At 64.3% G+C, this 22,483-nt stretch carries 24 protein-coding genes and 1 riboswitch; of the genes, 12 read left to right on the forward strand and 12 right to left on the reverse strand.

Annotated features, from left to right (window positions below; translation table 11 throughout):
* Positions 1-16: 16 nt before the first annotated feature.
* Positions 17-1,924: a TonB-dependent receptor domain-containing protein gene (locus IEW63_RS02520; protein ID WP_188635012.1), complete on the reverse strand. Its 1,908-nt coding sequence runs from the start codon at positions 1,922-1,924 to the stop codon at positions 17-19.
* Between the two features lie 119 nt (positions 1,925-2,043).
* A riboswitch (cobalamin riboswitch) is annotated at positions 2,044-2,262 on the reverse strand.
* Positions 2,263-2,377: 115 nt separating this feature from the next.
* Here IEW63_RS02520 and IEW63_RS02525 point away from each other — a divergent pair.
* Together IEW63_RS02525 and IEW63_RS02530 are read left to right on the forward strand one after the other, a co-directional pair.
* Positions 2,378-3,055, forward strand: a complete 678-nt coding sequence (locus tag IEW63_RS02525; protein WP_188635013.1) for a 2'-5' RNA ligase family protein — start codon at positions 2,378-2,380, stop codon at positions 3,053-3,055.
* Positions 3,056-3,159: 104 nt separating this feature from the next.
* On the forward strand, positions 3,160-3,597 hold the full coding sequence (locus IEW63_RS02530; protein ID WP_188635014.1) for a CBS domain-containing protein: 438 nt from the start codon (positions 3,160-3,162) through the stop codon (positions 3,595-3,597).
* 33 nt (positions 3,598-3,630) lie between these two features.
* Here the strand turns inward: IEW63_RS02530 and IEW63_RS02535 are convergent, their stop codons facing one another.
* Positions 3,631-4,683, reverse strand: a complete 1,053-nt coding sequence (locus IEW63_RS02535; protein ID WP_188635015.1) for an NAD(P)-dependent alcohol dehydrogenase — start codon at positions 4,681-4,683, stop codon at positions 3,631-3,633.
* Between the two features lie 154 nt (positions 4,684-4,837).
* Between IEW63_RS02535 and IEW63_RS02540 the strand changes: the two genes are divergently transcribed.
* Positions 4,838-5,713, forward strand: coding sequence for a YihY/virulence factor BrkB family protein (locus IEW63_RS02540; protein ID WP_188635016.1), 876 nt, complete (start codon positions 4,838-4,840; stop codon positions 5,711-5,713).
* A gap of 6 nt (positions 5,714-5,719) precedes the next feature.
* On the opposite strand, the gene IEW63_RS02545 is transcribed toward IEW63_RS02540, so the two are convergent.
* Positions 5,720-6,664, reverse strand: a complete 945-nt coding sequence (locus tag IEW63_RS02545; protein WP_188635017.1) for an endonuclease — start codon at positions 6,662-6,664, stop codon at positions 5,720-5,722.
* A gap of 186 nt (positions 6,665-6,850) precedes the next feature.
* On the opposite strand from IEW63_RS02545, the gene IEW63_RS02550 reads away from it, so the two are divergent.
* The 5 genes from IEW63_RS02550 (at position 6,851) to IEW63_RS02570 (ending at position 11,094) form a co-directional block, all read left to right on the forward strand.
* On the forward strand, positions 6,851-8,071 hold the full coding sequence (locus IEW63_RS02550) for a 3-hydroxyacyl-CoA dehydrogenase (RefSeq protein WP_188635018.1): 1,221 nt from the start codon (positions 6,851-6,853) through the stop codon (positions 8,069-8,071).
* A gap of 151 nt (positions 8,072-8,222) precedes the next feature.
* The gene (gene cobU / locus IEW63_RS02555) at positions 8,223-8,738 is read left to right on the forward strand and encodes a bifunctional adenosylcobinamide kinase/adenosylcobinamide-phosphate guanylyltransferase (RefSeq protein ID WP_188635019.1); all 516 of its coding nucleotides are present in this window, start codon (positions 8,223-8,225) and stop codon (positions 8,736-8,738) included.
* Positions 8,739-8,750: 12 nt separating this feature from the next.
* A complete protein-coding gene (cobT, locus tag IEW63_RS02560) occupies positions 8,751-9,812 on the forward strand; it encodes a nicotinate-nucleotide--dimethylbenzimidazole phosphoribosyltransferase (RefSeq protein ID WP_188635537.1) in 1,062 nt (353 codons plus the stop codon).
* Positions 9,806-10,381: a histidine phosphatase family protein gene (locus tag IEW63_RS02565; RefSeq protein WP_188635020.1), complete on the forward strand. Its 576-nt coding sequence runs from the start codon at positions 9,806-9,808 to the stop codon at positions 10,379-10,381. The genes cobT and IEW63_RS02565 overlap by 7 nt, the downstream gene beginning before the upstream one ends.
* A complete protein-coding gene (locus IEW63_RS02570) occupies positions 10,369-11,094 on the forward strand; it encodes an adenosylcobinamide-GDP ribazoletransferase (RefSeq protein ID WP_188635021.1) in 726 nt (241 codons plus the stop codon). Before IEW63_RS02565 ends, IEW63_RS02570 begins: the two co-directional genes overlap by 13 nt.
* Positions 11,095-11,610: 516 nt before the next feature.
* On the opposite strand, the gene IEW63_RS02575 is transcribed toward IEW63_RS02570, so the two are convergent.
* Genes IEW63_RS02575 through purM form a run of 3 tightly spaced genes read right to left on the reverse strand, consistent with a single transcriptional unit; the run spans position 11,611 to position 14,086 of the window.
* The gene (locus IEW63_RS02575) at positions 11,611-12,354 is read right to left on the reverse strand and encodes a DUF3108 domain-containing protein (protein WP_373288199.1); all 744 of its coding nucleotides are present in this window, start codon (positions 12,352-12,354) and stop codon (positions 11,611-11,613) included.
* Positions 12,347-13,018 carry a phosphoribosylglycinamide formyltransferase gene (purN, locus tag IEW63_RS02580; RefSeq protein WP_188635022.1) on the reverse strand — a complete coding sequence of 224 codons (672 nt, stop codon included), beginning with the start codon at positions 13,016-13,018 and terminating at the stop codon, positions 12,347-12,349. Before purN ends, IEW63_RS02575 begins: the two co-directional genes overlap by 8 nt.
* Before the next feature lie 3 nt (positions 13,019-13,021).
* Entirely contained in the window at positions 13,022-14,086 is a 1,065-nt protein-coding gene (gene purM / locus IEW63_RS02585) for a phosphoribosylformylglycinamidine cyclo-ligase (protein ID WP_188635023.1), read from the reverse strand.
* A gap of 177 nt (positions 14,087-14,263) precedes the next feature.
* Here purM and IEW63_RS02590 point away from each other — a divergent pair, with 177 nt between their 5' ends.
* Together IEW63_RS02590 and hda are read left to right on the forward strand one after the other, a co-directional pair.
* Positions 14,264-15,478, forward strand: a complete 1,215-nt coding sequence (locus tag IEW63_RS02590) for a DUF2066 domain-containing protein (protein ID WP_188635024.1) — start codon at positions 14,264-14,266, stop codon at positions 15,476-15,478.
* A 62-nt stretch (positions 15,479-15,540) separates the two neighbouring features.
* Positions 15,541-16,236, forward strand: a complete 696-nt coding sequence (gene hda / locus IEW63_RS02595) for a DnaA regulatory inactivator Hda (protein ID WP_229710293.1) — start codon at positions 15,541-15,543, stop codon at positions 16,234-16,236.
* Here hda and IEW63_RS02600 read toward each other — a convergent pair.
* From IEW63_RS02600 to arsC, 3 genes are read right to left on the reverse strand one after another with little or no spacing between them, the layout of a single operon-like run.
* A complete protein-coding gene (locus tag IEW63_RS02600; RefSeq protein ID WP_188635026.1) occupies positions 16,223-16,633 on the reverse strand; it encodes a DUF2069 domain-containing protein in 411 nt (136 codons plus the stop codon). The two genes, hda and IEW63_RS02600, sit on opposite strands and share 14 nt — an antisense overlap.
* Positions 16,620-17,237 (reverse strand): NAD(P)H:quinone oxidoreductase, encoded by a 618-nt coding sequence (wrbA, locus tag IEW63_RS02605; protein WP_188635027.1) that lies wholly within the window; start codon positions 17,235-17,237, stop codon positions 16,620-16,622. Before wrbA ends, IEW63_RS02600 begins: the two co-directional genes overlap by 14 nt.
* Positions 17,234-17,587, reverse strand: coding sequence for an arsenate reductase (glutaredoxin) (arsC, locus tag IEW63_RS02610; RefSeq protein ID WP_188635028.1), 354 nt, complete (start codon positions 17,585-17,587; stop codon positions 17,234-17,236). Before arsC ends, wrbA begins: the two co-directional genes overlap by 4 nt.
* 111 nt (positions 17,588-17,698) lie before the next feature.
* On the opposite strand from arsC, the gene IEW63_RS02615 reads away from it, so the two are divergent.
* Positions 17,699-18,955 (forward strand): YihY family inner membrane protein, encoded by a 1,257-nt coding sequence (locus tag IEW63_RS02615; protein WP_188635029.1) that lies wholly within the window; start codon positions 17,699-17,701, stop codon positions 18,953-18,955.
* Entirely contained in the window at positions 18,952-19,392 is a 441-nt protein-coding gene (locus IEW63_RS02620; RefSeq protein ID WP_229710294.1) for a TlpA family protein disulfide reductase, read from the forward strand. Before IEW63_RS02615 ends, IEW63_RS02620 begins: the two co-directional genes overlap by 4 nt.
* On the opposite strand, the gene IEW63_RS02625 is transcribed toward IEW63_RS02620, so the two are convergent.
* From IEW63_RS02625 to IEW63_RS02635, 3 genes are read right to left on the reverse strand one after another with little or no spacing between them, the layout of a single operon-like run.
* The gene (locus IEW63_RS02625) at positions 19,393-19,974 is read right to left on the reverse strand and encodes a lytic transglycosylase domain-containing protein (RefSeq protein WP_188635030.1); all 582 of its coding nucleotides are present in this window, start codon (positions 19,972-19,974) and stop codon (positions 19,393-19,395) included.
* Position 19,975: 1 nt separating this feature from the next.
* Positions 19,976-20,662, reverse strand: a complete 687-nt coding sequence (locus IEW63_RS02630; protein ID WP_188635031.1) for a hypothetical protein — start codon at positions 20,660-20,662, stop codon at positions 19,976-19,978.
* Between the two features lie 10 nt (positions 20,663-20,672).
* Entirely contained in the window at positions 20,673-22,406 is a 1,734-nt protein-coding gene (locus IEW63_RS02635) for a proline--tRNA ligase (RefSeq protein ID WP_188635032.1), read from the reverse strand.
* Between the last annotated feature and the right edge of the window lie 77 nt (positions 22,407-22,483).

A 22,483-nucleotide genomic window follows, 5' to 3' on the forward strand; every position in this document is an offset into this window, starting at 1 on the left:
TGTCTGGTCATGGTGGTCAGAGGTTGGGGGTCCAGGTGACGCCCAGCATGGCGGTAAAGGGCATTTCCTGGTAGCCGTATTCCTGCCCGTTGTGGCTGTACACCAGTCGGCTGTAATCCTTGTCCAGCACGTTGGCCAGCTTCAGGTCGAAGGCCACTTCCTCACTTGCCTGCCAGGCGGCGCGCAGGTCGAGGATACCGTAACCCGGCAGCTCCGAGGTATTGGCGGCATTGGCGTAGCTGCTGCTGACCGCGGTGAAGGTGGCGCCCACGGAAACATCGCCGAAGGCGCGGTCCAGATTGAGCACCGCCGTGCGGCGGGCGCGGTTGGGACTGGTGTGACCGGTCTCGCGGTCCCGCGGGTCGATGAGGCTGATGCCCAGTTCACCCTGCCAGCCGAACAGCTCCTGCTTGAGGGTGGCTTCAAAGCCATTGACCCGGGCCCGGTTGACGTTCTCCATGGTCGCCTCCCAGGTGACCGGGTCAGAGACGTAGACGATCAGGTCGCGGAAGTCGGTGCGGTAGAGCGAGGCCTCCAGTTCGGTGGTGGGGCCCAGCTGGCTGCGCCACTGCAGCTCGTAGCTGCGGGATTTTTCCGGGGTCAGGTTCGGGTTGCCCTGGTAGCCGGCGTCCCAGGGCCAGTAGAGGTCGGCGAAGGTGGGTACGCGAAAGCCCTCGGAGTAGGACAGGATCAACTGGTTGTCCGCGTTCAGGTGGTAGCTTACCGCGCCGTTGAACGTGTTCTCGGTGCCGAACTGCTCGTTGTCGTCATGGCGCATGCCCAGCTCGGTGCCGAAGCGCGCACCCTGATAGGTATGCTGGATGAATGCCGCCTTGTTGTCCCGGCTGCCGATAGCATAGGCGTTGTTACTGCGCACCTTGTCGTCCAGGTAATCCAGCCCCAGGCGCAGGCTGTGGCCGCCGCCCAGGGTCAGGGTGTTGAGCCAGTTGACCGAGTCGCGGTAGGTGTTGTTTACGGTGCTGCCGGGGAACAGCTTGTCGAAGTTCTCCTGCTTGTCCTCGCTGTGGCCGGCCTCGATCCGGCTGCGCCAGATGTCGTTGATGCGCCCGTCCAGCCAGAGTGTGGTGGTGCTGAGGCTGTACTCGTCATAGGGCGCGGCGGGGTGGGAGGTAAAGGTGTTCGGGTCCCAGCGGCCGAAGGGGTTGTCGATCTCGTTGGTGCCGCGCTGGTCGATCAGGGTGAAGCCCGCTTCCAGCGTGTCAGTGAATTCATGGCTCAGGCTCAGGGCCAGTGAGCGGTTGCGGTAGGCATCGTGGTCCGCATCGCTGGCGTAGGAGGTGCGAGTGCGGTCGATGCCGGCAGTTTCATCCAGCCCGGCCGAAAGATTGAAACGGGTACGGCCGTTGCCGCCGGAAATGCCCAGCGTGCGTTCGAAGGTGCTGTCGCTGCCGGCAGCCAGGCGGGCATAAGGGTGCAGGCCTTCGCTTTCGCCGCGCCGGGTGAAGATCTGGATCACCCCGCCCATGGCGTCGGCACCGTGGATGGCCGAGCGCGAGCCGCGCAGCACTTCGATCCGCTCAATCTGGTCCACGCTGAGAAACTGCAGGGCCGCGCCGCCGGCGGTGGCCGAGCCGGCCCGCACGCCATCGATCAGTACCAGCGTCTGGGAGGTGCTGGTGCCGCGGATATACAGGCCGATGGCGGCGCCGCGGCCACCATAGTTGGCGACCTGCACGCCGGGTACCTGGGTCAGCAGGTGCGGCACGCTGGCCGGGCGCAACCGCTCGATGTCCGCCCGGGTGAATACGGTGCTGGCAGCGCTGCTGTCAGCACGCTGCTCAACGTCACGGTTGGCGGTGATCAGGGTATCGGAGAGTTTCAGGGCCTCTTCATGGGAGGCGGGCTGGGCCAGCGCCAGGCCGGGGGCCAGCGCTACAGACAGGGCAATACGGGACAGTTTCATGAGTATCCTCAAAAGGTCGGTAAGACTTTCGAGGAGGGCAGGTAAGCAAGTGCAGGCGGGTGAAAACGGATAATGTAAAACAGCCGGCGGCACTTGACGGTGCCGCCCTCCGCAACACCAGTCGACATTGCATGCGGGCCGGCCTCCGGACTCTTGACACCCATCCGCTCACCTTCCCATGCCTGCGGCACAGTGGTCATCGAGCGGACGCCGATCCGGGATCGGGGTCAATTACCGTTGCGGGGGCAGTGTCGGGATTGTTCGCCAGCAGGGCGAGCGCACCGACTTTCCGTTTCACGCCTGAATTCAACAGGCGCACCAGCATGAAATAGCGGGGCGATGGTATGCCTAAGGGCGCTGAATATCAAGGACGGCCGGCAAAGTGCCAGTGCGGGTTTGGTTCCGGCTGCCGTGCTTGGCATACTGGCGGGCCGTGATTTCAGGCGCAACGGCATGCTGACGACTGCTTCAGGCTTCCCCTTTTCCGCTACGCTGGTGGCGCAGCCGCATGATTATCCCGAATGGCACAAGGGGCGCAGCCGCTACGGTATCTGGATGGTGCCGATCGACTGCCCGCGGGTGCTGGGGTATGTGGAGCAGGTTACCGAGCAGTTGAGCGACCTGCTGCACCCGACCCGGCGACAACCGCACCTGACGGTGTTTGTCTGCGGCTTCGAGCAGCCGGAGCGGGTGCATGATGATGACTTCACCGCCGACCAGCTGGCGCGGCAGATGGCTGCGTTACAGCGCCTGCAGCCTCCGGCATGCAGTCTGCAGATCGGCGTGCCGGACAGTTTCGCCAGTGCGGCCTACCTGCGGGTCGGCGACCCGGATGGTCAGCTCAGCAGCTGGCGAGAGGCACTGGGCGAGGGTGGCCGGGAGGTCCGCTTCGGGCCTTATGTGCCGCATGTGACGCTGGGGCTGTACCGCCGGCAGCTCGGTGCCGCCGAGCTGCGCCGGAGGTTGGACGCGGTAACCGGCACGCGGCAGGTGGAACTGCCGGTGAGCCGGCTGGAGTATGCAGACTACGACAGCCGGGACATGTTCGGACGGTTGCGGTGCCGGCAGGTCATCAAGCTGGATCGCCGCAGCGAAACGCGGCCTGCGACGGATTGTCCGGGTCGGTCCTGAGAGGCGGTCTCTATCGACCCGATCGGGTTACGATATTGCGTTGTGCAGCTATCTGGTCAATTCTTGCATCTATTCATCGCTGGGTTTGCATAAAGGAGTGTGGAATGAAAACGGTGGCACAGATAATACAAAGCAAGAAAATCAAAGAGGTGTTCACCATCGATGCGGACGATACGGTACTCAGCGCATTGCAGAAGATGGCTGACAACAACATCGGTGCCCTGCCGGTAACCGAGAACGGCAAGGTGGTGGGCGTGATCAGTGAGCGTGACTATGCGCGCAAGTGCGTTCTCAAGGGCCGCGCCTCGGTAGGCACCACGGTGCGCGAGATCATGAGCAGCCCGGTGATCACCGTGAACTCGAAACAGGGCGTGTCCGAGTGCCTGTCGCTGATCACCGATCGTCACCTGCGTCACCTGCCGGTACTGGACGGCGGCGAGCTGATCGGTCTGGTATCCATCGGTGACCTGGTCAAGGAAACCATCGCGGAGCAGGAACAGCTCATCCGCCAGCTTGAGCAGTACATCCGCGGCGAAGTATGAGAAATGCGCGCGGGCCATTCCGCGCGCAGTGGTTCAGCCGTTCAGGCTGCCCATGTCGATCACAAAGCGGTACCGCACGTCTCCCTTGAGCATCCGCTCATAAGCCTCGTTGATCTGCTGGATCGGAATCATCTCGATGTCCGAGACGATGTTGTGCTCAGCGCAGAAGTCGAGCATTTCCTGGGTTTCGGCAATGCCGCCGATCAGCGAGCCGGCCAGCTTGCGGCGCTTGAACAGCAGGTGGAACACGTCCGGGGAGGGATGCGGCTCCGCCGGAGCGCCGACCAGGGTCATGGTGCCGTCACGCCGGAGCAGCGAGAGCAGGGCGTTGAGGTCATGGGGAGCGGCCACGGTGTTGAGGATGAAGTCCAGGCTGTTTGCCGCTGCCGCCATCTGTTGCGGATCCGAGGAGATGATAACCTCGTGGGCACCCAGGCGCAGGGCATCTTCGCGTTTGCCGGGTGAGGTGGTGATCAGCACGACCTTCGCGCCCATGGCGCGGGCGATCTTGATGCCCATGTGACCCAGACCGCCCAGACCGACCACGCCCACGTTCTGCCCGGGGCCGACGCTCCAGTGGCGCAGCGGCGAATAGGTGGTGATGCCGGCACAGAGCAGAGGCGCAACGGCGGCCAGATTCTCGGTATGGCTGATGCGCAGCACGAACTCCTGACGCACGACGATGTTGTCGGCATAACCGCCATAGGTGTTTTCCCGGCCGCCGAAGGCGTGACCGTTATAGGTACCGGTAAAGCCGTTGTCGCAGTACTGCTCCAGCCCTTCTGCGCAGGGCGAGCAGTGCTGGCAGCTGTCGATCATGCAGCCCACGCCAACCAGGTCCCCCACCTTGAACCTGTCGACCCCACTGCCGACTGCGCTGACCCGCCCGACGATCTCGTGCCCCGGTACCGAAGGGAACAGGGTGTTGCCCCACTCGTTGCGTGCGGTATGCAGGTCGGAATGGCAGACTCCGCAGTAGAGGATGTCGATCTGCACATCACCTTCGCCCGGCGAGCGCCGTTCGAACTCGAAGGGTTGCAAGGGTTGGTCGCCGCTGTGCGCAGCGTAGCCGCGGGATTTGATCATCGGCTTGCTCCTGTAGTTGATCGTTTTTGGCAGCCCACAGCATAGGCCAACCGCCGGTGGAAGTAAGCCGCAGCGGCAGGACGGCAAAACGAAAGGCAAACTTTCGCCCGGCGGCGCCGTCTGAAAAATTGAATGCACGGATATGAGGAAGATCATGTCGTTTCTGCAAATGCGCGATGCCGGTATCTGGACGGTGCTCAAGAGCACCGCCCGCAACTTCAGTGACAATGACCTGTCCACCTACGCGGCGGCGCTGGCCTACCGAGCGCTGTTTTCGGTTTTTCCGTTCATCCTGTTTCTTATGGCCTTGCTGGGTTTCCTGCATCTGCCAGCATTCTTCGACTGGTTACGGGAGCAGGCGGCACTGGCGCTGCCGCCGGTGGCCATGCAGCAGGTGGACCCGGTGATCGACCAGTTGCAGAGAAGCCAGGGCGGGCTGATGTCCTTCGGTATCCTGCTGGCGCTGTGGACGGCGTCGATCGGTGTGCGCGCATTGATGAACGCCATGAACAAGGTTTACTCCGTAGAGGAGAGCAGGCCGAGCTGGAAGCTGGTGTTGCTGTCCGTAGCCTACACGGTAGGGCTGGCGTTCATGATGCTGCTGGCCGCGGGCTTCATGACCATGGGCCCGCAGGTCATGGGCTGGATTGCCGACCAGGTCGGGATGGAGCAGATACTGGTCGCCGTCTGGGCCTGGATCCGCTGGCCGCTGGCAATTCTGCTGCTGATGCTGGCCGTCGCGCTGATCTACTACGCCACGCCGGATGTGGAGCAGGATTTCCGCTTCATCACGCCGGGCTCGGCGGTGGCGGTGGTGGTCTGGCTGGCGGCGTCGCTCGGCTTCGGTATCTATGTGCAGAACTTTGCCGACTACAACGCCACCTATGGCAGCATCGGCGCCATCATCGTGCTGCTGCTGTATTTCTACATTTCCGCCGCGGTGCTTTTGCTGGGCGCCCAGCTGAACGCCGTCATCGAGCACCTCTCTGTCGAAGGCAAGGACGAAGGCGAGAAGCAACTGTCGGACTGAGCGCGCTCAGCGGCAGTTGCCGGCCTTGCGGTAACCGTGCCGCAGGGCTTCTGCCTCGCTGTCGAACCAGCGAACGTTCCTGTCACTTATCTGGCGGTAACCGGGGCAGCCCTCGGGCAGATGGTAGACCTTGCTGTTCCGGTTGCCTTTGATTCGGCCTGTTTCAGCTGCCGCGGGCGAAGCGGCTGCCGCCACGCTGCTGACCAGGCCCGCGCGGCTGTTGCGGTGGTTGAGTGTCCACTGACTGTCACCGGTGACGAAGGGGTTGGCGTGCCCCATGAGCCGGCTGATCCGCCGGTCCCTCTCGCGCTCCCAGCTGCCCGGTGCGAACTGCTTGTCCCAGGCCATCAGCAGGCGCTGCTGCTGGGTCGACATGCGCAGATCGTAGTGGTCATGCATGTAGAACCAGACGCGGGCGATCTGTCCCTTCACCTCATCGCGGGGTTCCGCCACGCGCTCACTGAATTCCACCCTGAAATCACACTGACCATGGCGGTAGGGGCTGCCCGGCAGCATGCCGAAGCGGTAGTTGCTGCGGTCAGCATTGATCTCCCCAACTGCCGGGGTCAGGTTGTGCAGGTTGGCTTCCATGGCGTTGAACACGGGGTCGGTGCGCTTGCAGTTGGCGCGCCCGCCCTGTTGCCAGCACTGGCGCTGCTGGCCGAACAGCGAGGCAGGGACGATGTGCTCCCATTCAATACGGGCAGCGCGGTTGGCCTGGGCGCGGGTCTGATAACCGCAGCTCTGATGATTCACCACCCCACCGGAGCGGCCGGCCCAGTCCCACTGGCACCCGCAGTAGAAAGTGCCCTGGTGCGTGCGGTCATGGTAGACCTGCTGGCGGGCGAGGGTCTTGGCCGCCTCGAAACTGGAGGGCGCGGCGGATACGAAAGGCAGATACAGGGCACAGGCAAGGATTGCCAGTACGGTACGACATCGGGATCTGAACATTGAACGACTTTTAGCAATGGAGAACCGGGAAATCCGACACTACGGCGAGGGGGATTGTACGGGTTTGTGGGGAGAGCCACACCATTCACAGCGTGAATGCCCCCGATGCCCTGCTTTTCCATTCTCACGCCCAGCCCTTTTGCGTAATGTATTGGCCCACTCAAATTCAAACGGAGAACGACTGTCATGGCTTCATTCGAGGACATCAGGAAGGTAGGCGTGATTGGTGCCGGTACCATGGGCCGCGGCATTGTCATGAACTTCGCCAATGCCGGTTATCCGGTTGTCTGGCTGGACGTGAATGCCGAGATGCTGGAAAAGGGCATGGCCGAAATCGCCAGCGTCTACAAGCGTTCGGTTGCCCAGGAGCGGTTTGATGATGCCGAGGCGCAGGCGCGCATCGCCCGCATCAGCACCACCCAGGATTATGCGGACCTGGCGGACGTCGATCTGGTAGTCGAAGCCGTCTACGAGAACATGGATCTGAAGAAGACCATCTTCGCCGAGCTGGACAAGGCGGTTAAGCCGTCAGCCATCCTCGCCACCAATACCTCCTATCTGGATATCGATGAGATCGCCTCCGCTACCCAGCGTCCGTCCCAGGTGCTGGGCCTGCACTTCTTCAGCCCGGCGCATATCATGAAGCTGCTTGAAGTGGTTCGTGGCAAGGCCACTGCCCAGGACGTGCTTGACGCCTGTCTGGCGGTTGGCAAGAAGATCGGCAAGGAAGCGGTGCTGGCTGGCAACTGCCATGGCTTCATCGGCAACCGCATGCTGTCCATGTATTCCCGTCAGTCCCGTGAGGTGGTGCTCGAAGGGGCCACGCCGTGGCAGGTCGACCAGGCGCTGCAGGGTTTCGGCATGGCCATGGGCCCGTACCGCATGTATGACGTTGTCGGTGTGGACCTGGGCTGGCGCTCCCGTCAGCTGGCGGGTGTGGGCCGCGGCGAGCCGATTGTGTGGCTGGACAACCGCCTGTGCGAGATGGGTCGTTTCGGTCAGAAGAGCGGCCATGGCTTCTACCGCTACGAGCCGGGCAGCCGTCAGGCGATCCATGACCCCGAAACCGACATGATGGCTCGCGAAGTGGCCGAGGAAGCCGGCTACACCCAGCGTGACGTGAGTGATGAGGAAATCGTGCAGCGCTGCATTCTGGCGCTGGTCAACGAGGGTGCACGCATTCTCGATGAAGGCTTTGCCGAGAGCGCCGAGGATATCGACCGTGTTTACCGCTTCGGTTACGGCTTCCCGGCCGAGCGTGGTGGGCCGATGGCCTATGCCGACAGCCTGGGGCTGGATGAGGTACTGAAGCAGATCCGCCAGCTTGAAGCCGAGCGCGGCGAATTCTGGAAGCCGGCTGCTGGCCTGGTCCGCCGTGCCGAGGCCGGCGAGACATTCCGCGGCTGATCCGTACTGCGTTGCGGCGCCCCACGGGCGTCGCGATGTCCCCTCTGGCTGCCCCCCGCCTTTACTTACCCTCTCAAAAATTCTAGTCTCGCGACTGCTTTTGCCCTGCCGTGCGTCGGTGCGGGCTTCATCCTGTTTGCGGGGTAACCTCTTGATCGACCTCATACTGGGCGGCGCGCGCTCCGGCAAGAGCCGGCTGGCCGAACGGCTCGCATCAGCTTCGGGGCTGGAGGTGACCTACGTCGCCACCAGCCAGCCGCTGGACGATGAGATGCGCGAGCGCATTTGCCATCACCAGGAACAGCGGCCCGCCCACTGGCGGCTGATAGAGGAGCCGCTTGAGCTGGCGAGGGTGCTGCGCGAGCAGGCCGCGCCGGGGCGCTGCCTGCTGGTCGACTGCCTGACCCTCTGGGTGACCAATCTGCTGCTTGATGACAACCCGCAGCGGCTGGACGATGAGCGTCAGCAACTGCTTGAGACACTCGATAACCTGCCCGGGCGGCTGATCATGGTGAGTAATGAAACCGGCCTCGGCGTGGTGCCACTCGGTGAGCTGAGCCGGCGCTATGTGGATGAGGCCGGCTGGCTGCATCAGGAGCTGGCCCGGCGTGCCGATCGCGTGCAGTTCTGTGTGGCGGGCCTGCCGATGGTACTCAAGGGTAACTGACGAGAATTGATGATGAGCGAACAGTGGTGGCAGGAAGTGGCAGCGCCGATCAATGCGGCGGTGCAGCAGCAGGCCCGGCTGCGACAGACACGGCTGACCAAGCCGCAGGGCGCGCTGGGGCAGCTGGAGCGGGTGGCAATTCAACTGGCTGGCCTGCAGGGCGACCCGGCACCGCAGCTGCAGCGGGTATGGATCAGCGTGTTTGCAGCGGATCATGGGGTGGCGGTGGAGGGCGTCTCCACCGTGCCCCAGGCCGTCACCGGGCAGATGCTGCGCAACTTTGCCAACGGCGGGGCGGCAATCAGCGTGATGGCTCGGGAGCTGGGCGCGACACTGGATCTGCGTGATCTGGGGCTGGCAGTGCCGATCGAGCCGCTGCCGGGTGTACACCACCTGAACCTCGCACCGGGCAGCGCCAATCTGCTGCACGAGCCGGCCCTGACGCCGCAGCTGTGCGAGCAGGCGCTGCTGGCCGGACGTCAGGCGGTGCTGGATGCGGTCGGGCAGGGCGCCCAGCTGTTCATCGCCGGGGAAATGGGCATCGGCAATACTACCCCGGCCTGCGCCATGGCCAGCCTGCTGCTTGAGCGGCCGGTGGTCGAGCTGGTCGGCCCCGGTACCGGCCTCAATGCTGACGGCCTGCGGCACAAGACAGCGGTGATCGAAGCGGCGCTGGGGCTGCACCGACCCCATTGCGCCGGCCCGCTGGATATTCTCCGCCGGCTCGGCGGGCTGGAAATTGCCGCCATCACCGGCGCCTATCTGGCCGCAGCGCAGCAGGGCCTGCCGATGCTGGTGGATGGCTTCATCTGCTCGACCGCAGCGCTCTGCGCCGTGAGGCTGAATCCGTCCTGCCAGGACTGGATGCTGTTCGGCCACCGCAGTGCCGAACCGGGCCATGCTGCGGTGCTGGCCGGTCTGGCTGGCGCGCCGCTGCTGGATGTCGGCATGCGGCTGGGCGAGGGCACCGGTGCCGCGGCGGCGGTGCCGCTGCTGCGCATGGCCTGTGCTCTGCATAACGGCATGGCTACCTTTGCCGAGGCGGCAGTGGCGGCCGACCCCACCGCATGTTGACGCTGGATCTCCTGCGCCATGGCGAGACGGAACTGGGCGGCGGCTTCCGCGGCAGTCTGGATGACCCGCTCACACCGGCTGGCTGGCAGCAGATGCGACAGGCGGCCGGTGAGGGCGGTCAGTGGGATGCAATCATCAGTTCTCCGTTGCGCCGTTGCGCTGATTTCGCCTTCGAGCTGGCCAGGGACTGTCACCTGCCGCTTGTGCTGGAGGAGGACCTGCGCGAGCTGCATTTCGGTGAATGGGAAGGCCGCCATGCCGCGCAGCTGATGGAAGAATGTGCTGAGGATCTGGGTCGCTTCTGGGCAACGCCCTACGGCTTCACTCCGCCTGGAGGAGAACGGATGGAGCTGTTCGAGCAGCGGGTAATGGCTGCCATCGATGGGCTGTATCAGCGCCACGCCGGACAGCACCTGCTGCTGGTAACCCACGGCGGAGTGATGCGGTTGCTCGCAGCCCGGGCCCGGGGGCTGCCCCGGGAGCAGTTGTTGCAGGTTGAGGTCGGGCACGGCCAGCGGCTGCGTCTGCAGCGGGATGCCAAGGGAGCGCTGCACGAATGCCCCTGCTGATTGCCTTGCAGTTTCTGACACGCCTGCCGGTTCGCCTGCCGGGCGTACCAACCGCGGATGAGAACGGCCGCTCGCTGCTCTGGTACCCTCTTGTCGGATTATTGATCGGCGGTCTGCTGCTGCTCGGGTATGCGGTGACCAGCGACGTCGCCGTGTCGCTGCAGGCGGCCCTGTTGCTGGCGCTCTGGGTCTGGCTCAGCGGCGGCCTGCACCTGGATGGCCTGGCGGATACCGCCGATGCCTGGGTTGGGGGCTATGGTGACCGTGAGCGCACCCTGGCGATCATGAAGGACCCGGCCTGCGGGCCGATCGGCGTGATCAGCCTGGTGTTGCTGTTGCTGCTGAAATGGGCCGCGCTCGTGGCATTGCTGGAGGCGGAGCAATGGCTTGTGCTGTTGCTGGCCCCCTGGCTTGGCCGCTGGGTATTGCCGTTATTGTTGCTTACCACGCCCTATGTGCGGCCAGGTGGTATGGGGCAGGTGCTGAGCGAATATATGCCCAGGCGCAGTCTGCCGGCGCTGCTGGCGGCACATGCGCTGGCGATGCTGCTGTGCGGCTGGGCCGGACTGATCGGGCTGCTGGTGGCGCTGATGATATGGGGGGTGGTGCGGCACTGTCTGCGCGAGCGGCTGGGTGGTACCACCGGTGATACCGCCGGTGCGCTGGTCGAGCTGGTGGAGGTGGGGGTGCTGCTGGGCTGGGCGTTGCTATGAGCTGTACCGGGAGAATGGTGCCCGGACCTGGCCGCGTTATCGCCCCGAGGTCGGGGCTCCTACAAAAAAACCAGGCCCGGCCAAACGGCTTCACAGAAGCGCCGCCCCAACGGCCCCAGGATCTCGCATCCGCAGGGCCCTGGCGCGATGGCGTGCGCAGCCAGCCCGAAGCCCCGACCACCGCCCCGAGGACGGAACGCCCATAGATCAGACAGCAGCGCCGTCTTCCGAAGGGCACGCACAGCCCATTTTCCGCAGGCGCCTCCATCCGTGCATAGACCACGCATCCGCAGGCGCCTCCATCTGTGCATAGACCACGCATCCGCAGGAGCGCCTCGTCCGTGCATAGACCCCGTATCCGCAGGAGCGCCTCGTCCGTGCATAGACCCCGTATCCGCAAGCGCCTCGTCCGTGCATAGACCACGCATTCGTAGGAGCGCCTCGTCCGTGCATAGAACTCGCATCCGTAGGAGCGGCGACCTCGCCGCGATTGGCGCGCAAAGCGCGCCCGGGGTCCTAGTTGGTGCCGACCGGCGTGCCTACTACCGGTTCGCCATCCATCGTCGCTTCCTTGAGGACTATCTGGTAATGCTGGCCGTCGGTTTCGATCTGGCTCAGGCGCACCAGCAGGTAGTTCCAGTCCCTGGCGAACCACAGGGTGGTTTCGCGCTTGGCATCGGGCTCGCGTATCCGTTCCACCTCCACCGCATCGAACTGGCCGTTGCGGGTGGTCACCCGCTCGTTGCCGGTAACGCGGAACTGGTACTGCTCCACCTCATCCCCATCGACCACCAGATAGCTCATCTCGGTCTTGCCGGCCATGAGGTCACGCTGCAGGGCCAGCTGATAGGTGGTCTTGTCCAGCAGACCCGGCTGGGTCGGCAGGGTGAATTCTTCCTTCTTGTGTACGCCACGAACCTCGCCGGCGGCCCAGTCGAAGTTCTGTACGGTTTCGCGGCCGCGCCCCAGGCCCTTGCGTTCGTAACGGTATCTCAGCGGTACCACCTGATCGCTTTCCAGTGTCAGGGTGCTTTCTTCGGTAAGCCGGGCCACGAACATGCTGGCGCGGAATTTCAGTTCCCAGGTCCCGTCGCTGTTCTGCTCCAGGCTGTGGACCGCTTCGCCATTGACCGGAACGCTCTTCATGTCTGCCGCGTAGCTGGCAGTGAAGGGGGTGAGCGGCTGCGCCAGGGCAAGGCTGCTGCCCACGGCCAGGGCCGCGGCCATGAGCCAGCGAAGGGGGTTGAGCTTGTCAGTCATTGCGGTGTCCTCGCATGTCTGTTTCGAATTGGTCCAGCCGTAAGCCGCTGGGCGCTAGCGGGGCGCCATCCAGGCATGCCCGTCCATCAATCAGACGCAGTCGACCTTTGATATACAGGCTTGCCGCCAACGGGTAAAGGGAATGTTCCGTCTGACGCACCCGTTCGGCGAGGGCCTCGACGCTGTCATCGGGCAATACCGGAACATGGGATTGCATGATGGCGGGGCCACCATCGAGCTCTTCGGTAACGAAGTGCACCGTGGCGCCATGTTCACTGTCCCCGGCTTCCAGCGCCCGCTGATGGGTGTGCAGGCCGGTGTATTTGGGCAGCAGCGACGGATGGATGTTCAGCAGCCGCCCCTCGTAACGGGCGACAAACCCGGGTGTGAGGATGCGCATGAAGCCGGCGAGAATGACCAGCTCCGGCTGATAGCTGTCTATCAGCTCGGCCAGAGCCTGGTCATAACTGACGCGGTCCGGAAAGTCCCGGTGGCTGAGGATGGCAGTGGCAATGTCGGCCCGGGCTGCGCGCTGCAGCCCGAACGCGTCGGCGCGGTTGGAGATCACCGCAACGATATTCGCCTGGTCCGGATGCAGCCGATCAATGAACGACTGCAGGTTACTGCCTGATCCGGAGATCAGGATGACGGTGCGGCAGCCCACCTATCAGCGGCCGTTGCGCAGTACGACGGCCTCGCCGTTGGCTGCGCCCTGCTCGATGCTGCCGATGACCCAGGGCTGTTCGCCCGCCTGTTGCAGCACGTTCATGGCGCGCTCGGCCTGGTCGGCACCGACGCAGATGACCATGCCTACACCGCAGTTGAGTACCCGGTGCATCTCGGTTTCGTCAACGTTGCCCTGTTCCTGCAGCCAGTCGAATACAGCCGGACGCTGCCAGCTGGCCAGGTCGATGCTGGCGCTGGCGCCTTCGGGCAGCACGCGCGGAATGTTTTCCAGCAGGCCACCGCCGGTGATGTGGGCCATGGCCTTGACGGCACCGGTCTCGCGGATCAGCTGCAGCAGCGCCTTGACGTAGATGCGGGTCGGTGCCATCAGCAGGTCGGTCAGCGGCTGGCCGTCGAGCTGGACGTTCTGGATGTCGGCCCCGGCCACCTCGATGATCTTGCGGATCAGCGAATAACCGTTGGAGTGGGGGCCGGAGGAGGGCAGGGCCAGCAGCACGTCGCCGGGCTGTACCTTGCTGCCATCGATGATCTCGGATTTCTCCACTACGCCGACGCAGAAGCCGGCCAGGTCATAGTCGTCGCCTTCATACATGCCGGGCATCTCGGCGGTTTCACCACCGACCAGCGCACAGCCGGCCAGCTCGCAGCCTGCGCCGATGCCGGTGACCACCTGGGCGGCGACGTCGACATTCAGCTTGCCCGTGGCGTAGTAATCAAGGAAAAACAGCGGCTCGGCGCCGCAGACCACCAGGTCGTTGACGCACATGGCCACGAGGTCGATGCCGATCTGGTCGTGCTTGTTCAGATCCATCGCCAGTCGCAGCTTGGTGCCGACGCCGTCGGTTCCGGACACCAGCACCGGCTGACGGTAACCCGCCGGAATCTCGCACAGGGCGCCGAAGCCGCCCAGACCGCCCATGACTTCAGGGCGCGCAGTGCGCTTGGCGACGTGCTTGATACGATCTACAAGCGCGTTGCCCGCATCGATATCGACACCGGCGTCCTTGTAACTGATGGAGGGCTTGGAGGGCGTTTGGCTACTCATGCGTGGGTCTCGAATGATCAGGAAGAGGAGGCGATGGGACGCAGAATCGGCATCGCGATAATGCGCGCTAGTGTAGCAAACTCATCACCCAGACCACCACTTCGAGCGGCTGCGGTTGCCGGCACTGCGGTGCTTGTTTAATGTATGCGCTTCATGACCGTACCAAATGGAATTCTGATGGGCTTCAAGCAAGGCTTTCGCGCGCTTATGTTGGGCACCGCCATACTGGCATCGTCCCATGCCCCAGCTGCCGTGCTGGATAACCTCTATCAGGTACAGGTGACCCCGCAGGAGGGCCAGAGCCGTGACGACGCAATGCGCGACGCCATGGTCGTCATGCTGCAGCGCCTGGCCGGCAGCGAGGTGGACCTGAAGCGCGAGCCGGTCGCCCGGGCACTCCAGACCCCGCAGGATTTCATGAGCCGCATCGGCAGCTCCGAAGCTGGCCAGCTGCGGATCCAGTTCGACCCGGATGCGCTTACCCGTGTGCTCAAGCAGTCCGGACAACCTCTGCTGGGCCCCAACCGCCCCGGCATCGTGCTCTGGGGTATCGAGGCGGGCGAGCTGGGCGATAGAGCCCTCAGCCCTGTCGCTCCCCAGTCGTTACTGCTGAAACAGGCCGCGCAGCATCGCGGCGTGGCGCTGAGCTTCCCGCTGGGCGATCTGCAGGACATGGCTCTGGTCAACGAACAGGTGATCCGTCAGGCCAGCGCCGAGGAACTGCTCGAAGCCAGCGAACGTTACCCCGCCGAAGGCACCCTGGCGCTGATTGCCAGCGGCTCCGATGACAGCACCGAACTGCAGTGGAACCTGTGGCTGAATGATGATCACAGCTCCGGAAAGGTCAGTGGCAGTGCTGCCCAGGCGGCGGATGAACTGATGAAGGAATTGGCCGGGCGGATTTTCAACCAGTACGCGATCCCTGCCGCTTCAGGCGGCGAGCACACCGAATGGCGGTTGCATGTGGAAGGCGTGGATGGCGTTGCTGCCTACTCCGGCCTGCTCGGCATGCTGCGCAGGCTCGGCACCCAGCAGCAGCCACAGATGCTGGAGATCGATGGCGATCGCGTGCTTCTGCAGGTGAGCTTCCCCGGTACCGAAGAGCAGCTTGAGCGCATGCTGGCGCTGGACATGCGATTGCAGCGCATTCCCGAGCCGGTGGTCGAGCCGGAACCGCTACCGCAGATGGACGTCGATGCACAGCCGGTGTCGGCAGCAACCGAGCCGGAAACGCCGGTACTCAGCGCCTCCGACGAGCCGGTCGATGCGCCGGCCGAGGTGCCGTTGCAGGCCGGTCCCGAGCCCACGCTGCAGGAAGAGCCCGAACAGGCACAGCCCGCCGCGCCGGAAGAGCCGCCCATGCCCACCCTCTATTTCCGCTGGCGCGGATAAGGACGCCTGATGCGCAATGCGGCAGTCCCGGCGGGACGCAGCTGATGTCCGGCGGCCAACCCATGCAACTGCCCCTGGGCATCAAGCTCAGGGACGAAGCCACCTTCGACAATTACTATGGCGGCCCAAACGGCGCGCTGGTGGCGGCGCTGCAGGAGCTTGCCGATCCGGCCCGTACCCCCGAGGAGCGCTGCGTCTACCTCTGGGGCGCTGCGGGCAGCGGCCGTTCGCACCTGTTGCAGGCCGCCTGCCACCGAATGGCCGAAGCCGGCGCCCTGGCGATGTACCTGCCGCTGTCGGAACTGATGGATCACGGCGCGCAGTTGCTGGACGGCATGGAAGAGGTCGACCTGCTGTGTCTGGATGATCTTGAGGTGCTCGCCGGCCATGCCGAGTGGGAGGAGGCGCTGTTCCACGTCTACAACCGCATCCAGCAGCGGGAGGGGCGCCTGCTGATGGCGGCCACCGCGACGCCCCGGGTGGCGGGTTTCCAGCTGCCGGATCTGGTGTCTCGGTTGGGGTGGGGGCTGGTGTTCCAGCTGCAGGCGCTGGACGATGAGGGCAAGCAGCAGATGCTCAAGATGCGTGCCGAGCAGCGCGGTCTGCAGCTGCCCGACGAGGTGGCACGCTACATTCTCAGCCGGGGTGCACGGGGCATGGGCGAGCTGTTCGCCGCGCTGGAGCAGCTGGACCAGGCATCGCTGCAGGCCCAGCACCGGCTGACCATTCCCTTCGTCAAGCGGGTCATGGGCTGGTAGCCCGTACCCGCTGCGCCTGATAGCTCCAGCGCACGTACACCAGTGCCGCAATGAAATACAGCACCGTGCTGCCTACCAGAACGCTGCCGTAGAGCAGCTTGCCGGGCACGAAGGTGGTTTGCACCCCATAGATGAAGTACAGGTTGATGGCAAAGCACAGCCAGGCATGGGTGCGCACGTGCCCGGTGAGGATGCCGGGCAGGAAGATCAGCAGCGGTATCAGCAGCACGCTGACGATCACCACCGGGTTGGCCCCGTGCAGGTCGGCGATGAAGGCGTTGTAGATGAACAGACAGGTCAGCAGCACGAAATAACCCAGTGCGGCCAGCGCCCGGCTGACGCGGATGCGCGGCAGCAGGAAGTCCAGCGGCGGCAGTGGTTTGTCAGCTCTGGACATGCGCAGCTCCGGCCATCAGCTGACGGGTGATCAGGCCCACCCGCTTGCCCAGTGCACGGCACAGCAGGCTTTCATGTTGATCCAGCGGGCGCGCGCCATCGCTGCCGGCCAGGTGGCTGGCACCGTAGGGCGTGCCGCCGCCCCGGGTCTCGGTCAGTGCGCTTTCGCTGTAGGGCAGGCCGACCAGCAGCATGCCGTGATGCAGCAGCGGCAGCTGCATCGACAGCAGGGTACTCTCCTGACCGCCATGCATGCTCGCGGTGGTGGTGAAAACGGCGGCCGGCTTGCCGGCCAGGCTGCCGGACAGCCACAGGCTGCTGGTGCCATCAATGAAGTACTTCAATGGCGCCGCCATGTTGCCGAAGCGGGTCGGGCTGCCCAGGATCAGCGCCGAGCAGTTCTTCAGGTCGTCTTCCGTGCAGTACACCGCACCGCTGGCGGGGATTTCCGGTGCGGTGGCGCGGGTTTCGGTCGAGACCTTGGGCACGGTGCGCACCCGCGCCTCGAGTCCGGCCTGCTCCACGCCCTCGGCAATCAGTCGTGCCATTTTTGCGGTGGCGCCGTTGTGGCTGTAATAGAGCACCAGTGCGTAGGGTTCGCTCATGCGTATAACTCCAGGACCTTCTCCGGCGGACGGGCGACGATGGCCTTGCCATCGCGGATGACGATCGGGCGTTCGATCAGGCGCGGATAGTCGACCATCGCCTGTACCAGTTCGGCCTCACTGAGGTCCGGATTGTCCAGCTTCAGCTCCCGGTAGGTCTCCTCACCCTTGCGCATCAGATCCCGGGCGGACATGCCCAGTTGCTGGAGCAGGGCGCTGAGGGTGGCGCTGTCGGGCGGGTTGTCTATGTATTCGACCACTTCAAGCTCATCACCCTGCTGTTCGAGCAGGGCCAGCGCCTGGCGGGATTTGGAACAACGGGGGTTGTGATAGATGCAGACCCTGGACACGGCAATCTCCAATCAGATCCTCGGGGCCGCCAAGCCGGTGGCTTATGCGGGGTATGCCCGCTATTCTAAGCCCTAAAGCATCTGCTGTCAGGGAACCGGGAACAGATCCGAATGCCACCTCGACTTCAACGGCTGGTTCATTTCTGCCGTTACCTGCTCCGCCGCTTCGGTGAGGACAATTGCCCGAAGAACGCTGCGGCTCTGACCTACACCACCCTGTTCGCCGTGGTGCCGGTGATGACGGTGACCTACGCCATGCTGGCGGCCATTCCCGCCTTCAACCAGGTGGGTGGCCAGATCGAGGCGTTCATCTTCGACAACTTCGTGCCCTCCACCGGTGCGGCGCTGCGCAACTATCTCAGCGAGTTTTCCGAGCAGGCGCGCCAGCTGACCGGTGTCGGCGTCGCGTTGCTGATGGTCACCGCCTTCCTGATGCTGGTGAATATCGAGAAATCCTTCAACGCCATCTGGCGCATCCGCCAGCCGCGGCGCGGCCTGTCGAGCTTTCTGCTGTACTGGGCCGTGCTGAGCCTGGGGCCGCTGTTGCTGGGCGCCGGCTTTGTGGTCAGTACCTATCTGGCTTCGCTGTCCTTTCTTACCGGTGACGCCGCGCTGGCCACCGCCTGGCGCGAGCTGCTCCGCTGGTTGCCGCTGCTGCTCAGCGTCGCTGCGTTCACGCTGATCTATGTTGCCGTGCCCAATACCCGGGTGCGGCTGAAGCACGGGCTGGCGGGCGGCGTGCTGGTGGCGCTGCTGTTCGAGGGGGCCAAGGCGTCCTTTGCGCTGTACGTGGCGCTGTTTCCGAGTTTCCAGCTGATCTATGGCGCCTTCGCCACCTTCCCGCTGTTTCTGCTGTGGATCTATGTCAGCTGGATGATCATCCTGTTCGGTGCCGAGCTGGTGTGCAATCTGGGCAGCAGCGCGGCCTGGCAGCGTTCCGTCTACCCCTGGCCGGTCAGTTTGCTGGCGCTGCTGCGGATATTCATGCACGCGCAGAAGGACGGGCGGGTGGTCGATCTGCCCATGGTCAATGCCACCGGCTGGGCCATGCCGGAGGATTTGTGGCTGGACCTGACCGAGTGGCTTGAGGCGCAGCGCATCATCGCCCGTGCCCAGCAGGGCGGCTACGTGCTGACCCGCGACCCGGCGGAGATGGAGCTGGCTGAGGTGCTGGAGGCGCTGCCCGAGGCCATGCCCCCGGTGTCCACGCTGCCGGTGTCCCTGGGTGAAAGCGACCTGTGGTATCCGCCGCTGCGCGAGGCGCTGGCCCGCCTGGAGCATTGCCGGCGTGATGTGATGGCCGGCAGTCTCGCCAGCTGGCTGAAAGGTAACGGCAGGGCAGTGCCGGTCAATGAGGAGGTTGGATGAAAGAGTTCGGTTCGATGTTGCTGCTGGCGGGTGCCCTGATGCTGGGTGGCTGTACCTCGGAGGAGTGGCGGGATCAGCACGGGGAAGCGCTGGCCCCGGCTGATCTTGAAGACCGCTGGGTAGTGGTGAACTACTGGGCGGAGTGGTGCGCGCCCTGTCTGCATGAGCTGCCGGAGTTCAACCGGCTGGCCGAGACCAGACCCGACGTACTGGTGCTGGGGGTCAATTTCGACGGCGTGGCGGGAGAGGAGCTGCGCGAGCTGTCCGAGCGCATGGACATCCGTTTCCAGGTAATGGGTGAGGATTTCGAGCAGAGCATGAAGCTGGAGCGGCCGCAGGTGCTGCCGACCACCTACGTGTTCGACCCGCAGGGCGCGCTGCGCCACAGCCTGGCCGGCCCGCAGACCGAGGAAACCCTGCTGGCGGTGCTGGAGTAGTCAGTCCTTCACGTACCAGAAACGGTACCAGTAGTCCTGTACCTTGTCCGGATAACGGTGGCTGCCGAGGCTGCCATTGTAGCGGGCCAGGGCCCGGCGCAGATTGCCTTTTTCCAGGTCCAGGTAGTACTTGAGAATGGTGCAGCCGTAGCGCAGGTTGGTCGCCAGATCGATAAGGTTGTCATCCGGTCGGCCCAGCTCGGCTTTCCAGAATGGCATCACCTGCATGATGCCCTGGGCACCGGCGCGGGACAGCGCATAGCGGTCGAACAGGCTTTCCACATGAATCACTGCCAGTACCAGGTCGGGCTTGAGTCCGGCCCGGGTGGCTTCGCGGTGGACCAGCCGCAGGAACCGCAGCCGCTCCGCCTCGTCGGGAATATAGCGGCGCATGCGGGTGGACATGTCCAGCAGCCAGACCTGAGCATCGAAGGCGTCGGCGAAACTGTCCGCCTCGGACACCGCCTGCATCAACAGGGCTCGCAGTTGCGGATCCACCTGCTGGGGGTGCTGATTCACGCCGGCGGCATTCGGCGACAGCAACAGCGCCAGCAAGAACACAATCCATGTGTAGTGGGGCATGTCACGGATTTCCGTCAGATTCCTGGTCCAGGGCGCGGAGGAACTCATACCTCAGTTCGGGATCGCCGAGGGTCAGCAGGATAAGCATGTTCTCCAGCTGCGCCGACTCTTCCGGAAGACCGATCTCATCAAGCCGTCTGACCCGCTGCACCCACTGATCGACATCGTCCTCCTCCAGGCTGCCGTAGATCAGGGGTACTGCTTCCTGCATCAGGCCGCGCAACTCCCGGCTGATGAGCAGGCTCAGCTCGGCGGTCATGCTGCCGCCGTCCCGTGCTACCAGCTCGATGACGCGCAGGGTGCCGAAATCCAGATCGAGAAACTGTTCCTGCAGCAGATGCAGGCGCACCTCACCCTGAGGATCGGTGGTCAGCGGGAATTGCCTGCCCTGGGCGATCAGCGTCAGCGTCTGGTTGGCCCAGGGCAGGCGCTGATAGCTCTCGCGGGTGTGGACCGGTCTGTCGTCAGGGCCGAACTCGGTCACCTGATAGCGCTTCTGCTCGGTGACCCGGATAGTGCGCTGCGGTGACGTCATCACGCGGGGCTCGCCTGCGTCGATGCTCAGGGTGTGGCTGATCAGGCGGAGCTCTTCCCGATTTGGCGCCGGGTTCGACGGCTGGCTGCTGCAGCCGCTCAGCAGCAGGCCGGCACATAACCATATGGTCCAGGATGACAGAACACGTTGCATGCGGTGGCTCTCAGTTCTTGCCCAGTCGCTCAAGCAGGAAGCCCAGCATTTCTGCTGCCGCCACGCCTTGCGCGTCCTGATCACGACGGTATTTGTATTCCAGCTGACCGTCAGCCAGGCCGCGGTCGCTGATCACCACCCGGTGGGGGATGCCGATCAGGTCCATGTCGGCGAACTTGACGCCGGGGCTGGTCTTCTTGTCGCGGTCGTCCAGCAGCACCTCGACACCGGCCTGCTGCAGTGCGGTGTACAGCTCTTCGGTAGCTTCGCGTACCGCTTCGGAGCTTTCCATCTTCATCGGCACCAGCGCGACCTGGAACGGAGCCAGCGCATCCGGCCAGAGGATGCCGCGGTCATCGTAGTTCTGCTCGATGGCGGCAGCCACCACGCGGGAGACGCCGATGCCGTAGCAGCCCATCAGGAGAGTGGCGGTCTTGCCCTGTTCGTTGAGCACGGTGCAGTTCATGGCTTCGCTGTATTTGCGGCCGAGCTGGAAGATGTGGCCCACCTCGATGCCGCGCTTGATCACCAGTCTGCCGTTGCCGTCGGGGCTGGCATCGCCTTCCACCACATTGCGCAGATCGGCGACCTCATCGAAGCGCGCGTCCCGTTCCCAGTTGACACCGGTGAGGTGCCTGCCGTCTTCGTTGGCGCCGCAGACAAAGTCCGCCAGATGGGCCGCGCTGTGGTCGGCGATCACCTTGATGTTCATGCCCACAGGGCCGATCGAGCCGGGCTTGCAGCCCAGCGCCTGCTGGATCTGAGCTTCGCTGGCGAAGGTCAGCGGGGCATGGATGGCGGGGTGGTTCTCGGCCTTGATCTCGTTCAGCTCGTGATCGCCGCGCAGGATCAGCGCCACCAGCGGCTGCTCTTTACCCTCTTCGGCGGTGCCCAGCACGACCAGCGACTTCACGGTGCGGGTGGCGGGCAGGTCGAGGAAGGCACACACCGCCTCGATGGTGGTCTGGTTCGGGGTGTCCACCAGGGTCATCTGCTCGGCCGGCGCGGGGCGCTCACCCTGGGGCAGCAGCGCAGTGGCCTTTTCGATGTTGGCGGCATAGCTGCCCGAGTCGGAAAACACGATGGCGTCTTCGCCTGACGCAGCCAGCACGTGGAATTCATGGGACCCTTCTCCACCGATGGAGCCGTTATCCGCCACGACCGGGCGGTATTCCAGCCCCAGCCGGGAGAAGATGTTGCAGTAGGCCTGATACATGGCGTCGTAGGTCTGCTGCAGGGAATCCTGGCTGAGGTGAAAGGAGTAGGCGTCCTTCATCAGGAATTCACGGGCGCGCATCAGCCCGAAGCGCGGGCGGATCTCGTCGCGGAACTTGGTCTGGATCTGGTACATGTTCAGCGGCAGCTGCTTGTAACTGGTGATCTCGTTGCGGGCCAGTTCGGTGATGACCTCCTCATGGGTCGGGCCGACGCAGAACTCCCGGTCGTGCCGATCCTTCAGACGCAGCAGCTCGGGGCCGTACTCTTCCCAGCGGCCGGATTCCTGCCACAGCTCGGCCGGCTGGATGGCCGGCATCAGCACCTCGAGTGCGCCGGCGTTGTTCATTTCCTCGCGGACTATGCTTTCCGCCTTGCGCAGCACGCGCAGCCCCATCGGCAGCCAGGTATAGAGTCCCGAGGCGATCCGGCGGATCAGGCCGGCCCGCAGCATCAGTTGATGGCTGATGACGGCGGCATCGCTGGGGGTTTCCTTGAGGGTGGAAATCAGATATTGACTGGTACGCATGGCGGGGGAATGTCCTGCTTGGAGAGTTCGCGGAATGGCGGCTATTGTACGTTCGCGCCGGTGCGGCGTATAGCCTC

This window comes from Halopseudomonas pertucinogena, from assembly GCF_014646575.1.
Classification (GTDB): domain Bacteria; phylum Pseudomonadota; class Gammaproteobacteria; order Pseudomonadales; family Pseudomonadaceae; genus Halopseudomonas; species Halopseudomonas pertucinogena.

What these genes read in the sequence shown, in the direction of transcription:
- IEW63_RS02530 (WP_188635014.1), top strand. Translation starts at nt 3,160, where the DNA reads ATGAAAACGGTGGCACAGATAATACAAAGCAAGAAAATCAAAGAGGTG.
- IEW63_RS02635 (WP_188635032.1), bottom strand. Translation starts at nt 22,406, where the DNA reads ATGCGTACCAGTCAATATCTGATTTCCACCCTCAAGGAAACCCCCAGC.
- IEW63_RS02575 (WP_373288199.1), bottom strand. Translation starts at nt 12,354, where the DNA reads ATGACTGACAAGCTCAACCCCCTTCGCTGGCTCATGGCCGCGGCCCTG.
- IEW63_RS02525 (WP_188635013.1), top strand. Translation starts at nt 2,378, where the DNA reads ATGCTGACGACTGCTTCAGGCTTCCCCTTTTCCGCTACGCTGGTGGCG.
- IEW63_RS02550 (WP_188635018.1), top strand. Translation starts at nt 6,851, where the DNA reads ATGGCTTCATTCGAGGACATCAGGAAGGTAGGCGTGATTGGTGCCGGT.
- IEW63_RS02625 (WP_188635030.1), bottom strand. Translation starts at nt 19,974, where the DNA reads ATGCCCCACTACACATGGATTGTGTTCTTGCTGGCGCTGTTGCTGTCG.
- hda (WP_229710293.1), top strand. Translation starts at nt 15,541, where the DNA reads ATGCAACTGCCCCTGGGCATCAAGCTCAGGGACGAAGCCACCTTCGAC.
- cobT (WP_188635537.1), top strand. Translation starts at nt 8,751, where the DNA reads ATGAGCGAACAGTGGTGGCAGGAAGTGGCAGCGCCGATCAATGCGGCG.
- IEW63_RS02615 (WP_188635029.1), top strand. Translation starts at nt 17,699, where the DNA reads ATGCCACCTCGACTTCAACGGCTGGTTCATTTCTGCCGTTACCTGCTC.
- IEW63_RS02535 (WP_188635015.1), bottom strand. Translation starts at nt 4,683, where the DNA reads ATGATCAAATCCCGCGGCTACGCTGCGCACAGCGGCGACCAACCCTTG.
- wrbA (WP_188635027.1), bottom strand. Translation starts at nt 17,237, where the DNA reads ATGAGCGAACCCTACGCACTGGTGCTCTATTACAGCCACAACGGCGCC.
- IEW63_RS02620 (WP_229710294.1), top strand. Translation starts at nt 18,952, where the DNA reads ATGAAAGAGTTCGGTTCGATGTTGCTGCTGGCGGGTGCCCTGATGCTG.
- IEW63_RS02590 (WP_188635024.1), top strand. Translation starts at nt 14,264, where the DNA reads ATGGGCTTCAAGCAAGGCTTTCGCGCGCTTATGTTGGGCACCGCCATA.
- IEW63_RS02540 (WP_188635016.1), top strand. Translation starts at nt 4,838, where the DNA reads ATGTCGTTTCTGCAAATGCGCGATGCCGGTATCTGGACGGTGCTCAAG.
- IEW63_RS02565 (WP_188635020.1), top strand. Translation starts at nt 9,806, where the DNA reads ATGTTGACGCTGGATCTCCTGCGCCATGGCGAGACGGAACTGGGCGGC.
- purM (WP_188635023.1), bottom strand. Translation starts at nt 14,086, where the DNA reads ATGAGTAGCCAAACGCCCTCCAAGCCCTCCATCAGTTACAAGGACGCC.
- IEW63_RS02570 (WP_188635021.1), top strand. Translation starts at nt 10,369, where the DNA reads ATGCCCCTGCTGATTGCCTTGCAGTTTCTGACACGCCTGCCGGTTCGC.
- IEW63_RS02545 (WP_188635017.1), bottom strand. Translation starts at nt 6,664, where the DNA reads ATGTTCAGATCCCGATGTCGTACCGTACTGGCAATCCTTGCCTGTGCC.
- IEW63_RS02520 (WP_188635012.1), bottom strand. Translation starts at nt 1,924, where the DNA reads ATGAAACTGTCCCGTATTGCCCTGTCTGTAGCGCTGGCCCCCGGCCTG.
- IEW63_RS02630 (WP_188635031.1), bottom strand. Translation starts at nt 20,662, where the DNA reads ATGCAACGTGTTCTGTCATCCTGGACCATATGGTTATGTGCCGGCCTG.
- IEW63_RS02600 (WP_188635026.1), bottom strand. Translation starts at nt 16,633, where the DNA reads ATGTCCAGAGCTGACAAACCACTGCCGCCGCTGGACTTCCTGCTGCCG.